The 12952-nt window shown below is 58.1% G+C and carries 9 protein-coding genes; 8 read left to right on the top strand and 1 reads right to left on the bottom strand.

The features are described from left to right. Positions 1-199 precede the first annotated feature (199 nt). The 8 genes from serC to lpxK all read left to right on the top strand — a co-directional run bounded on the left by serC (position 200) and on the right by lpxK (position 11152). Positions 200-1285: a 3-phosphoserine/phosphohydroxythreonine transaminase gene (gene serC, locus ACJ8HB_RS02760; RefSeq protein WP_047568334.1), complete on the top strand. Its 1086-nt coding sequence runs from the start codon at positions 200-202 to the stop codon at positions 1283-1285. A gap of 114 nt (positions 1286-1399) precedes the next feature. After that, a complete protein-coding gene (gene aroA, locus ACJ8HB_RS02755) occupies positions 1400-2686 on the top strand; it encodes a 3-phosphoshikimate 1-carboxyvinyltransferase (protein WP_033637854.1) in 1287 nt (428 codons plus the stop codon). A 259-nt stretch (positions 2687-2945) separates the two neighbouring features. Continuing rightward, entirely contained in the window at positions 2946-3635 is a 690-nt protein-coding gene (gene cmk / locus ACJ8HB_RS02750; protein WP_004928270.1) for a (d)CMP kinase, read from the top strand. A 184-nt stretch (positions 3636-3819) separates the two neighbouring features. After that, positions 3820-5493: a 30S ribosomal protein S1 gene (gene rpsA / locus ACJ8HB_RS02745; protein WP_004928267.1), complete on the top strand. Its 1674-nt coding sequence runs from the start codon at positions 3820-3822 to the stop codon at positions 5491-5493. Positions 5494-5555: 62 nt separating this feature from the next. Beyond that, positions 5556-5840: an integration host factor subunit beta gene (gene ihfB, locus ACJ8HB_RS02740; RefSeq protein ID WP_004928264.1), complete on the top strand. Its 285-nt coding sequence runs from the start codon at positions 5556-5558 to the stop codon at positions 5838-5840. 277 nt (positions 5841-6117) lie between these two features. Then, positions 6118-8388, top strand: coding sequence for a ComEC family protein (locus tag ACJ8HB_RS02735; RefSeq protein ID WP_080298838.1), 2271 nt, complete (start codon positions 6118-6120; stop codon positions 8386-8388). A gap of 35 nt (positions 8389-8423) precedes the next feature. After that, positions 8424-10172, top strand: a complete 1749-nt coding sequence (gene msbA / locus ACJ8HB_RS02730; RefSeq protein ID WP_021504329.1) for a lipid A ABC transporter ATP-binding protein/permease MsbA — start codon at positions 8424-8426, stop codon at positions 10170-10172. Then, positions 10172-11152 carry a tetraacyldisaccharide 4'-kinase gene (gene lpxK / locus ACJ8HB_RS02725; RefSeq protein ID WP_047568329.1) on the top strand — a complete coding sequence of 327 codons (981 nt, stop codon included), beginning with the start codon at positions 10172-10174 and terminating at the stop codon, positions 11150-11152. The genes msbA and lpxK overlap by 1 nt, the downstream gene beginning before the upstream one ends. Before the next feature lie 2 nt (positions 11153-11154). Here the strand turns inward: lpxK and hglS are convergent, their stop codons facing one another. Continuing rightward, positions 11155-12561 (bottom strand): 2-oxoadipate dioxygenase/decarboxylase HglS, encoded by a 1407-nt coding sequence (gene hglS, locus ACJ8HB_RS02720; protein WP_033637856.1) that lies wholly within the window; start codon positions 12559-12561, stop codon positions 11155-11157. Positions 12562-12952 lie beyond the last annotated feature (391 nt).

Genomic DNA, 12952 nt, shown 5'->3' with positions numbered 1-12952 from the left:
TTTTATCGTCCAAACAATCGCGACGGCCGCAGAGCCTGTCATCACCCGGCGCGGCCGTTTGCCGCCGACGGGCGAATAAGCGTTGCAGCCATGGGGCGTGAGTGATAAAACCGATGGGTTGGTTAACGCGAGCGTTAACTTCGGGCGTCTTTTCGACAGGTCGCTTTTCTGCGGCGAACAGTGAATGTGGTGAGGGGAAATGACTCAGGTTTATAATTTTAGCTCTGGCCCGGCGATGCTGCCGGTGGAAGTGTTGCGTCGTGCGGAACAGGAACTGTGCAACTGGCATGGGCTGGGCACGTCAGTGATGGAGATCAGTCACCGCAGCAAAGAATTCATCGCCGTTGCCGAGCAGGCGGAACAGGATCTGCGCGATCTGCTGAAAGTCCCCTCCAACTATAAAGTGCTGTTTTGCCACGGCGGCGCCCGCGCGCAGTTCGCGGCGCTGCCGCTGAACCTGCTGGGCGACAAGGCCACCGCCGACTATATCGACGGCGGCTATTGGGCGCACAGCGCCATCAAGGAAGCGGAAAAGTATTGCGCCCCGAACGTCATCGACGTGAAAACCCGCATCGACGGCCTGAGCGGCATCAAGCCGATGAAAGAGTGGCAGCTCAGCGACGACGCGGCTTACGTGCACTATTGCCCGAATGAGACCATCGACGGCGTGGCCATCGATGAAACGCCGGACTTCGGCGACAAGGTGGTGATCGGCGATTACTCCTCGACCATCCTGTCCCGCCCGCTCGACGTCAGCCGTTTCGGCGTGATTTACGCCGGCGCGCAGAAAAACATCGGCCCGGCCGGCCTGACGCTGGTGATCGTGCGCGACGATCTGCTGGGCAAGGCGCGCAAAGAAGTGCCGTCGATCCTCGATTACACCGTGCTGGCCGAGAACGACTCGATGTTCAACACCCCGCCGACCTTCGCCTGGTACCTGTCCGGGCTGGTGTTCAAATGGCTGAAAGAGCAGGGCGGCCTGGTGGAGATGCAAAAACGCAATCAGGCCAAGGCCGAGCTGCTGTACGCGACCATCGATAAATCCGACTTCTACCGCAGCCAGGTGGCGATCGCCAACCGTTCGTGGATGAACGTGCCGTTCCAACTGGTCGATGCGGCGCTGGACAAGGTGTTCCTCAGCGAAGCCGAGGCCATCGGCCTGCAGGCGCTGAAAGGCCACCGGGTAGTTGGCGGCATGCGCGCTTCTATTTACAATGCCATGCCACTGGCCGGCGTGCAGGCGCTGACCGATTTCATGGCCGACTTCGAACGTCGTCACGGTTGATTCCGTCAGCCCGCCAGGCGCGGGCTGCCTCAGGCTGTTGTCCTTTTGCATTAAAGCGGCTCCGGCATTATTCCGGAGCCGTTTCGTTTATCAGAATTGGAGAGTTTTGTTCACATGGTGGATTCCCTGACGTTACAACCGGTCGCCCTGGTCAATGGCACCGTCAACTTACCCGGCTCGAAGAGCGTTTCTAACCGCGCTCTGCTGCTGGCGGCGCTGGCGAAAGGCACGACCCGGCTGACCAACCTGCTGGACAGCGACGACGTGCGTCATATGCTGAACGCGCTGCAGGCGTTGGGCGTGAACTACCAGCTTTCCGCCGATCGCACCCTGTGCGAAGTGACCGGCGTGGCCGGCCCGTTGGTGGCCGAACGGCCGCTGGAACTGTTCCTCGGCAATGCCGGGACGGCGATGCGCCCATTGGCGGCGGCGCTGTGCCTCGGCGAAGGCGACGTGGTGCTGACCGGCGAACCGCGCATGAAAGAGCGCCCGATCGGCCATCTGGTGGACGCGCTGCGCCAGGGCGGGGCGCAGATTGATTACCTCGAGCAGACCGATTACCCGCCGATCCGCCTGCGTGGCGGCTTCCAGGGCGGCGACGTCACCGTTGACGGCAGCGTCTCCAGCCAGTTCCTGACCGCGTTGCTGATGACTGCGCCGCTGGCGCCGCAGGATACGCAGATCCACATCAAGGGCGAGCTGGTTTCCAAGCCGTACATCGACATCACGCTGCATCTGATGCGCACCTTCGGCGTATCGGTGAGCCACGACAACTATCGGGTGTTCCATATCCAAGGGCGCCAGACGTATATCGCGCCGGGCGATTACCTGGTTGAGGGCGACGCGTCTTCCGCTTCTTACTTCCTGGCGGCGGCGGCTATCAAGGGCGGCACCGTGCGCGTGACCGGCATCGGCCGCAAAAGCGTGCAGGGCGACACCAGGTTTGCCGACGTGCTGGAGAAAATGGGCGCGCGTATTACCTGGGGCGACGATTTCATCGAGTGCAGCCGCGGTGAACTGCGCGGCATCGACATGGACATGAACCACATTCCGGACGCGGCGATGACCATCGCCACCGCGGCGCTGTTCGCCGAGGGGCCGACCACCATCCGCAATATCTACAACTGGCGGGTGAAGGAGACCGACCGTTTGGCGGCGATGGCCACCGAGCTGCGTAAAGTGGGGGCGGAAGTGGACGAAGGGGAAGACTACATTCACGTCGTGCCGCCGGCCAAACTGCAGTTCGCCGAGATCGGCACCTACAACGATCACCGCATGGCGATGTGTTTCTCGCTGGTGGCGCTGTCGGATACACCGGTTACCATTCTCGATCCGAAATGCACCGCGAAAACCTTCCCGGACTATTTCGAACAGTTGGCCCGCATCAGCCAGCCGGCGTAACCCGTCAAATCGTTTATTTTAAGGCCCCTTTGTGGGCCTTTATCGTTTTTAACCTTTGGCGGCCGGCATTTCTTCTATACTTTTTCGCGGTTGTGCGCTTATTTTCAACAACCGGACAGTTCCAGGGTAACAGATCGCCGTAGGGCAGCGTATAATACGCCACCGTATTTGCCCCTGATTGGGCAGGTGACAGAGCGCACGGGCTTCGAGTCGAAGCACGCCGTGTCTCTGTGAAGTTTTCTACCTGAAGGAGAGAGAAATGACGGCTACAGCCCCGGTGATAACCGTTGATGGACCAAGTGGCGCAGGCAAAGGCACGCTGTGTAAAGCGTTGGCCGAGTCTCTGGGTTGGCGTTTGCTGGACTCCGGCGCGATCTATCGCGTGCTGGCGCTGGCAGCGTTGCATCATCAGGTGGATATCACTTCTGAGGAAGCGCTGGTTCCGCTGGCCGCACATCTCGATGTTCGCTTCGTTGCCCAGGACGGCAAGCTGCAGGTGATTTTGGAAGGTGAGGACGTCAGCAATGAGATCCGCACCGAAACCGTCGGCAACACCGCGTCGCAAGCAGCGGCGTTTCCGCGCGTGCGCGAGGCGCTGCTGCGCCGCCAGCGCGCATTCCGCGAGGCGCCCGGCCTGATTGCCGATGGCCGCGACATGGGCACGGTGGTGTTTCCGGACGCGCCGGTCAAGATTTTCCTCGACGCCAGCTCGGAGGAGCGCGCGCACCGCCGCATGCTGCAGTTGCAGGAGAAGGGCTTTAATGTTAACTTTGAACGTCTTTTAGCCGAGATAAAGGAACGGGACGACCGTGACCGTAATCGGCCTATCGCGCCTCTGGTGCCCGCTTCTGACGCCCTCGTGCTGGATTCTACCAGCATGTCGATCGAAGAAGTGATCAGGCAGGCGTTGACGTATGCACAGAAAGTGTTGGCGTTGCCGCAGCAATAAGCGCGGCGGCGCTATTGGCTTTTTGTCATATTTGTCATAGCGGTATCGCAATATATCGGGTAAAATTTTACCCCTGTAACCTTAAACCCTGTCGGCATGGAGCCAATGGCGGGGTATGTGAAACAACCCCATTCGGCGGGACGCTAAATGGACGTTAAACTAAAGAACCCTGAAGATTAACAACATGACTGAATCTTTCGCTCAACTCTTTGAAGAATCCTTAAAAGAAATCGAAACCCGCCCGGGTTCCATCGTTCGTGGCGTCGTTGTTGCTATCGACAAAGATATCGTACTGGTTGACGCCGGTCTGAAATCTGAGTCTGCCATCCCGGCTGAGCAATTCAAAAACGCCCAGGGCGAGCTGGAAATCCAGGTTGGTGACGAAGTTGACGTTGCTCTGGATGCTGTTGAAGACGGCTTCGGTGAAACCCTGCTGTCCCGTGAGAAAGCTAAGCGTCACGAAGCTTGGATCACGCTGGAAAAAGCTTACGAAGAAGCTGAGACTGTAACCGGTGTTATCAACGGCAAAGTGAAGGGTGGCTTCACCGTCGAGCTGAACGGCATCCGCGCGTTCCTGCCAGGTTCCCTGGTTGACGTGCGTCCGGTACGTGACACTCTGCACCTGGAAGGCAAAGAGCTTGAGTTCAAAGTCATCAAGCTGGATCAGAAGCGCAACAACGTTGTCGTTTCTCGCCGTGCGGTTATCGAATCCGAGAACAGCGCTGAGCGCGATCAGCTGCTGGAAAACCTGCAGGAAGGCATGGAAGTTAAAGGTATCGTTAAGAACCTCACTGACTACGGTGCATTCGTTGATCTGGGCGGCGTAGACGGCCTGCTGCACATCACTGACATGGCTTGGAAACGCGTTAAGCACCCAAGCGAAATCGTCAACGTTGGCGATGAAATCACTGTTAAAGTGCTGAAGTTCGACCGCGAGCGTACTCGTGTATCCCTGGGCCTGAAACAGCTGGGCGAAGATCCATGGGTTGCTATCGCGAAACGTTACCCAGAAGGCACCAAGCTGACTGGTCGTGTAACCAACCTGACTGATTACGGCTGCTTCGTAGAAATCGAAGAAGGCGTTGAAGGTCTGGTACACGTTTCTGAAATGGATTGGACCAACAAAAACATCCATCCGTCCAAAGTTGTTAACGTGGGCGACGTAGTGGAAGTGATGGTTCTGGACATCGATGAAGAACGTCGTCGTATCTCCCTGGGCCTGAAGCAGTGCAAATCCAACCCATGGCAGCAGTTCGCAGAAACCCACAACAAGGGCGACCGCGTTGAAGGTAAAATCAAGTCTATCACTGACTTCGGTATCTTCATCGGCCTGGACGGCGGCATCGACGGCCTGGTTCACCTGTCTGACATCTCCTGGAACGTTGCAGGCGAAGAAGCAGTTCGTGAATACAAGAAAGGCGACGAAATCGCAGCGGTTGTTCTGCAAGTTGACGCAGAGCGCGAGCGTATCTCCCTGGGCGTGAAGCAGCTGGCTGAAGACCCGTTCAATAACTACCTGTCTATGAACAAGAAAGGTGCTATTGTTACTGGTAAAGTCACTGCAGTTGACGCCAAAGGTGCTACAGTTGAATTGGCAGGCGGCGTAGAAGGTTACCTGCGTGCATCTGAAGCCTCTCGCGACCGCATTGAAGATGCAACTCTGGTTCTGAACGTAGGTGACGAAGTTGAAGCCAAATTCACCGGCGTTGACCGTAAGAACCGCGTTGTAAGCCTGTCCGTACGTGCTAAGGACGAAGCTGACGAGAAAGACGCCATCGCAACTGTTAACAACAAACAGGAAGAAGGCAACTTCTCTAACGCAATGGCTGAAGCTTTCAAAGCGGCTAAAGGCGAGTAATGACGGGGGGCGGTCTCTGACCGCCCCGATACGGTAGTTTAGCTGCAAAGCTTGGAGGTACTATGACCAAGTCTGAACTTATTGAAAGACTTGCTGGCCAGCAATCTCATATTCCGGCGAAGGCCGTTGAGGATGCAGTGAAAGAGATGCTTGAGCACATGGCCGCAACGCTGGCCGAGGGCGAACGCATTGAGATCCGCGGATTCGGCAGTTTTTCTCTTCACTACCGTGCCCCGCGTGTAGGCCGCAACCCTAAAACCGGCGACAAAGTCGAGCTGGACGGCAAGTACGTTCCTCACTTCAAACCAGGCAAAGAGTTGCGTGACCGCGCCAATATCTATGGCTAGTCGCTGACTGCCCATAGCGTTGTTGCTTGTAAAGAATATAAAACGGTGCCTTTAAGGCGCCGTTTTTTTTTCGCCTGCAATTCCCCGAGCTCTGCTTGTGAATTGCGTACCGTGCCGCATTTGCGGTGTGGCTGCTGCATATGCCTCTCTTATCCTGCCGTGCTCGCCGCATCCTCACTAAAGCCCGCTGGCGGCGACATGTCGCTTGAATAATCCTGCTTGCTCTTCGTGACGCGTTTTTGCTCATGGTGAAGCCGATGGGAGAAGAGCGATCAAAATTTCGCTGGATCTGGCGATATTCGCCGTTATCTGCGGCATCTTGCCGCTGCTGCTTTTACCGCAGTTGCCAGAGCAATGGTTGCTGTGGCCGATGCTGCTGGTCGCCGGTTTACTGCTGCGCACCCGTTGGCCGTTCTGCCGTTATTTGGCCTGTCTGTGTTTGGGATTCATATGGGCGGTTTTCAACGCAGGAAGCCTGCTCGGGCAAATGGAGCGCTTAAGCCGCATACCGGACGTGACGGCGGTGGTACAGGTGAGCAGCGTCGCACTGGAGCCTGCCGCCAGTAAGCAGACCCTGATGCGCATCGAGCGGGTCAACGGCCATTGGTTGGTGCCTGCACTGGCGTTTACCACGACATGGGCTCCGAAAGAGCAACGGCTGTGTGCCGGGCAGCGTTGGCAATTGAAACTGCGCATGCGGCCGGTGCATGGCAAGCTCAATGAAGGAGGCTTCGACAGCCAACGTTGGGCGATCGCACAGCGCCAGCCGTTGACCGCTCAGGTCAGGCAGGCGCGCTTGCTGGAGGGGAATTGCGGCCTGCGCCAGCGCATTATCAGCCATGCTGAAGCCAACATTGGTGAATTGCGTTACAAGGCGGTGTTGCTGGCGTTGGCGTTTGGGGAAAGAACCGCGCTCGAACAGGCTTTGCGCACGCTGATGTTGAAAACCGGTATCGCTCATCTGATGGCCATATCGGGGTTACATGTTGCGATGGTCGCCATTTTGTTCTGGGCAGTGCTGCGCGCGCTGCAGTTTTTCCTCCCCGCCCATCTGATTGGTTATCGCTTTCCGTTGATCGCGGGCTGGGTGGCGACGCTGATCTATGTTTGGTTGGTGGGCGCCCAGCCGCCGGCGGTGCGTACCGCGTTGGCGATGACGCTGTGGATGCTGCTGCGTTTGCGCGGCGTGCATTGCTCTTCATGGCAAGTGTGGCTGTGGTGCATCGGGCTTATTTTGCTGTGCGATCCGTTGGCGGTCTTGTCAGACAGTTTCTGGTTGTCGGTACTGGCGGTGGGGTGCCTGATTTTTTGGTTCGAGTGGGCACCGCTCGGCGAGCGATTTCGTTCGGCGTGGTATTGGGCTCCGGTGCGCTGGCTGCATATTCAGCTAGGCATGACGTTGCTGCTGGTGCCGATGCAGGCCGCGCTGTTTCTGGGCCTGACGTTGACCTCGCTGCCGGCCAATCTCTGGGCGGTGCCCATCGTCTCATTGGTGACGGTGCCGTTGATTTTGCTGGCGTTGATTTGCGGCATCTTCCCCTCGCTAAGTTACGGGCTTTGGTGGTTGGCGGATTTCACGTTGGGATGGGTGTTTGTGCCGTTAAATTATCTGCAGCGCGGTTGGGTGGATTTGGGGGCCGCCTCGTTGCTTGCCAGCGCGTCGGGATGGCTTCTCGTTATCTGTTGGCGCTTTCATTGGTGGTGGCGCTATGCGCCTGGACTGGCAGCGATAGCCATATGCTGCGTGTTATGGCGAGGTAAAGCACCGGATTACCATTGGCGCGTCGACATGCTCGATGTCGGGCACGGCCTGGCAGTGGTGATCGAGCAAAACGGCAAGGGGATACTGTACGACACCGGCGATCGTTGGGCGACAGGCAGTGCCGCAGAACGGCATATATTGCCGATGCTGAACTGGCGGGGCATTGAGCTGGAGCAGATCATTATCAGCCATATTCATCTCGATCATATCGGCGGGCTCCCGACGATGCGGCGAGCGTTCCCGCAAGCTACCGTGCGGAGCCCGATACGCGGGGAAGGGCATTTACCCTGCATCGCCGGCGAGCGTTGGCGCTGGCAGTCGTTGCAATTCGAGGTGCTGTGGCCGCCGAAAATGCTCAAAAGGCCGGTTAATGACGACTCTTGTGTGATCCGTATCGACGACGGGAAATACAGTCTGCTGCTCACCGGCGATGCGGAAAAGAGGGCGGAGGCGCAGCTGCTCCGATTGCGGCGCGACCGCTTAACGGCCACGGTATTGCAGGTGGGGCACCATGGCAGCAAAACTTCCTCAACACCGCCTTTTTTGCGCGCGGTTAATCCCGAAGCTGCGCTGGCGTCCGCATCTCGTTACGGTAAATGGCGTTTGCCGGCGCGTAAAGTGGTCGCCCGATATCGGGCAAATGGCATTACATGGCACGATACGACGCGCTCCGGCCAGTTGTCGGTGCTTTTTTTCGACAACGATTGGCAAATTAAAGGCTTTCGCGAACAATTAATGCCCCGTTGGTACCATCAGCGGTTTGGCGTAGAGGGCGATAATGAGTAAAATAGGCCGCTATTTCTTCCGATGCTGGTATTTGCATGATGAATGATAAAGATCTCTCGACCTGGCAGACGTTCCGTCGACTCTGGCCGATGATCACTCCTTTTAAGACCGGGCTGATTGTGGCCGCCATTGCGTTGATTATGAACGCAGCGGGGGACACGCTGATGCTGTCTCTGCTTAAACCGTTATTGGACGATGGGTTTGGAAAAACCGACAGCAGCGTGCTGGTGTGGATGCCGCTGGCGGTGATTGCGCTGATGCTGATGCGCGGCGTGACCAGCTTTGTTTCAAGCTACTGCATTTCCTGGGTTTCCGGCATGGTGGTGATGCAGATGCGCCGCCGCCTGTTTGGCCACATGATGAGAATGCCGGTGGCCTTCTTCGATCAGCAATCCACCGGGACGTTGCTGTCGCGCATTACCTATGATTCCGAGCAGGTGGCGTCTTCTTCTTCCAGCGCGCTGGTGACCGTGGTGCGCGAAGGGGCCTCGATCATTGGCCTGTTCATCATGATGTTCTACTACAGCTGGCAGCTGTCGGTGATCCTGATCGTGCTAGCGCCGATCGTCTCCATCGCCATTCGCCTGGTGTCCAAGCGTTTTCGCAACATCAGCAAGAACATGCAGAACACCATGGGGCAGGTGACCACCAGCGCCGAACAGATGCTGAAAGGCCATAAAGAAGTGCTGATCTTCGGTGGCCAGCAGGTGGAAACCGAGCGCTTTAACTCGGTGAGCAACCGCATGCGTCAACAGGGCATGAAACTGGTCTCTGCGTCTTCCATTTCCGATCCGATCATTCAGCTGATCGCTTCGCTGGCCCTGGCGTTCGTGCTGTTTGCCGCCAGCTTCCCGAGCGTGATGGAAACACTGACCGCCGGCACCATTACCGTGGTGTTCTCGTCAATGATCGCGCTGATGCGTCCGCTGAAGTCGCTGACCAACGTCAATGCCCAGTTCCAGCGTGGGATGGCGGCCTGCCAGACGCTGTTCTCCATCTTGGATATGGAACAGGAAAAAGACACCGGCACCCGCGAAGTGAAGCGCGCGAAAGGCGACATCGAATTCCGCAACGTCACCTTCTACTATCCGGCTAAAGAAACGCCGGCGCTACGTGATATCAACCTGAAAATCGCCGAAGGCAAGACTGTGGCGTTGGTGGGCCGCTCGGGTTCGGGTAAATCCACCATCGCCAACCTGCTGACGCGCTTCTACGATATTCAGGAAGGCGAAATCCTGATGGATGGCCACGATCTGCGTGAATATACCCTGGCCTCACTGCGTAATCAGGTGGCTCTGGTCTCGCAAAACGTGCACCTATTCAACGATACCATCGCCAACAACATCGCCTATGCGCGCGAGAGCGAATACAGCCGCGAGCAGATTGAGAAAGCGGCCGAAATGGCGTACGCGATGGACTTCATCAACAAGATGGAAAACGGCCTGGATACGGTGATCGGTGAAAACGGCGTGATGCTGTCCGGCGGCCAACGTCAGCGCATCGCCATCGCGCGTGCTTTGCTGCGCGATTGCCCGATCCTGATCCTGGATGAGGCGACTTCTGCGCTGGATACCGAATCCGAGCGTGCCATTCAGGCCGCACTGGACGAGCTGCAGAAAGACCGTACTTCGCTGGTGATCGCACACCGTCTGTCGACGATTGAGAAGGCGGACGAGATCCTGGTGGTGGAGGACGGTCGCATCGTCGAACGCGGCGAGCACGCCGAGTTGCTTGAACGGCAGGGCGCCTATGCACAACTGCACCGCATGCAGTTTGGTCAATAATGATTGAGCGCATTTGGTCCGGCGGTTCGCTGCTTTATCTGGCGCTGTTGCCGCTCTCCTGGCTGTATGGCCTGTTCAGCTGGCTGATCCGCCTCAGCTACCGCTGTGGCCTGCGCAAAAGCTGGCGTTCGCCGGTGCCGGTGGTGGTGGTGGGCAACCTCACCGCCGGCGGCAACGGCAAAACGCCGATGGTGATCTGGCTGGTGGAACACCTGCAGCAGCGGGGCTATCGCGTTGGTGTGGTGTCACGCGGTTACGGCGGTAAGTCGGCGGTCTATCCCCTGGTGCTCAATCAGAATACCTCGACCCGCGAGGCGGGCGATGAGCCGGTGCTGATTTATCAGCGGACCGGTGCGCCTGTGGCGATCGCGCCCAAGCGAGCAGAGGCGGTGCAGGCCTTGCTGCAACAACAGCCGCTGGATGCGATCGTCACCGACGATGGCTTGCAGCACTATGCTTTACAGCGTGACTTCGAGCTGGTGGTCATCGACGGCGTGCGTCGCTTCGGCAACGGCTGGTGGTTGCCGGCCGGGCCGATGCGCGAGCGTGCTGCGCGGCTTGGCAGTGTCAATGCGCGCGTCGCCAATGGCGGCGTGGCGCAGGTCGGGGAAATTGCCATGCGCCTGCAGGCGCGTGATGCGGTGAACCTGCTGAGCGGTGAACGCCGCCCGGCGGCCGAGCTGCCGCGCGTGGTAGCGATGGCGGGCATCGGCCATCCGCCGCGTTTCTTCGCGACGTTGGAAAAACTGAACGTCGAGGTGGTGCAGGAAGTGGCGTTTGCCGATCATCAGGAATATCAGCAGGCGCAGCTGGCGGCGCTGGTTGCTGCCGATCAAACGCTGTTGATGACGGAGAAGGACGCGGTGAAATGTCTCGCCTTTGCCCAGCCCAATTGGTGGTATTTGCCGGTTGATGCGGTGCTACCGTCCGCTCAGGCTGAGCAATTGCTGCAGGATATCGAATCTCTGCTGACCAAGTAACCTCAGGATGTCAGCGTGGCAAGCCCCAGGGCTTGCGCGCAGGCTTCCAGCGAACGCTGCTGGGTTTGCTGATACAGCGCCAGCTCGTCGATCACCTCACTGCCCAACGCTTGTTCAAACGCTGCCCGGCTGGAAGCGGCGTTGTACTGCGCGTGGCGGCTGTCCCCCAGATTCGACTGGAAAATCCCCGCGGCGCTGACCGGCAGAAAATCTTCATACACCAGCGGCTGGAAGCGAACGTGTTCTTTCTCGATCAGTTGCTCCAGAGTGCTGTGCTTATCCAGCGACTCTTTGGCCGCCAGGCCGCATTCGGTCGGGAAATAGCGGAACCAGGCCAGCTGTTGCTCGCGCAGCGTGGCGTAATCATCCGGAAACGCCCGGAAGTTTTCCTCCAGCAGTTGATAGTAGCGCTCGGCATTTTTCTCGCTCGGCGGCCCCTGCAGCGCATCGTTGGTGGCCTGCAGCAGACGGTCGTAGAGTTCTCGTCCTTTCGTCGTCAGCGCAACACCGCGCTGTTCGATCTCGCCGAAGCGCGCGGTATGGTGGCCGGCGACGGCACGGCCGTCATGCTCAACGAAATCGACGCGTTCTTCCAACGCCTTGAAGCTGGTTTGGCGCAGCAGGATCGCGCGACGACGGCGCGGCGGGCCCTCGATGACCGCCTTGGGCGTAATGCCGCGGCCGGGCATCGCCTGCTGAACGCGATCGATATCCAGCGTGCGCGGTGTCAGATGGTTGATATGCGGCCCTTTAAACGCCACCACGTCGGCGATCAGGCGATGCTGATCGTGCAGCTGCCGGTATTCTTCGGCGCTGACCGTCGCCTGGTTGTGCCAGCGGAAGGTTTCCAGCGCTTGTTCGACAAATTCTTGCGCCTGCACTTCATTCAGCCCGCCTTGCGCTTCCTGCAGCGCGATCAGCTCCAGCGCGCGATCGGTAAAGATGCGGCGGCGCGCCAGCAAGCGCTCGGCCAGTGCACGCAGCGCGGGATCTTCTATCAGTTCCAGGCGCAGCAGGGAGGTGAATACGCGGAAAGGGCTGATCTGCAGCGCGTCTTCGTGTACGGCGCGAAAAGCGGTGGAGTGCACCGGAACGCCCGCCACCGACAGGTCATAGTAACCGACCGGCGCCATGCCCATCACCCGGAACAGGCGGCGCAGGGTGGCCAGCTCGTCCGCGGTGCCGACCCGGATGGCGCCGTGGCGCTCCATCGCCAGGCGTTCTATCTCGCCGGTAATTTGCAGTTGATGAGCCAGTGCGGCATCTTCGCGCAGAACCTGTCGGTTGGTTTCCGCCACCAGCTCCAGCAGATCGCCGTACAGCGGCACCTCCTTTTGATACATGTCCGACATCGCGTGAGAGAATCTGGCGCGGATTTCATTAGGTGAAACGAACTGCTGGGCGGTCATGCGCATAGCTCCTTGATTCAGCATAATCTGAAAAATCGTGTTTTTAGCGGCAAAAGTGCTGGCGAAAAAGCCGTCTGCCTTGTTTTCCCCTCAAGTTTAGCTATCTGGTTTGGGATTTGTTATAGACGTGGCAAGCATATTAGAGTTTTATGCGTCAGCTCTCATTTGCAGCGCACAGACGGGCAAAAGATGCCCTGGCGAGCGGAGAGACGCGGTGGTTCGGCCGCGGCGACCATTAAATTAAGTCATGCATATTCAGGGAGATAAAAATAAATTCGGCTTATTTATGAATTTAAGGCAATAAACCTCTTGTGCATTCACCAGTTTTATGAGTAAATGCAAGTCGGCCTGTAATCCAGACCTATTTATGTTCGAGTTTAGAGTTAAGCAG

This window comes from Serratia sp. CY27727, assembly GCF_052169275.1.
Lineage (GTDB): Bacteria > Pseudomonadota > Gammaproteobacteria > Enterobacterales > Enterobacteriaceae > Serratia > Serratia sarumanii.
The sequence above is the reverse complement of the archived record's forward strand: the minus strand, read 5'-3'. Positions and strand labels throughout refer to the sequence as shown.

Coding starts and splice junctions, on each gene's coding strand:
- serC (WP_047568334.1), top strand. CDS start 200: ATGACTCAGGTTTATAATTTTAGCTCTGGCCCGGCGATGCTGCCGGTG.
- aroA (WP_033637854.1), top strand. CDS start 1,400: ATGGTGGATTCCCTGACGTTACAACCGGTCGCCCTGGTCAATGGCACC.
- cmk (WP_004928270.1), top strand. CDS start 2,946: ATGACGGCTACAGCCCCGGTGATAACCGTTGATGGACCAAGTGGCGCA.
- rpsA (WP_004928267.1), top strand. CDS start 3,820: ATGACTGAATCTTTCGCTCAACTCTTTGAAGAATCCTTAAAAGAAATC.
- ihfB (WP_004928264.1), top strand. CDS start 5,556: ATGACCAAGTCTGAACTTATTGAAAGACTTGCTGGCCAGCAATCTCAT.
- msbA (WP_021504329.1), top strand. CDS start 8,424: ATGATGAATGATAAAGATCTCTCGACCTGGCAGACGTTCCGTCGACTC.
- lpxK (WP_047568329.1), top strand. CDS start 10,172: ATGATTGAGCGCATTTGGTCCGGCGGTTCGCTGCTTTATCTGGCGCTG.
- hglS (WP_033637856.1), bottom strand. CDS start 12,561: ATGACCGCCCAGCAGTTCGTTTCACCTAATGAAATCCGCGCCAGATTC.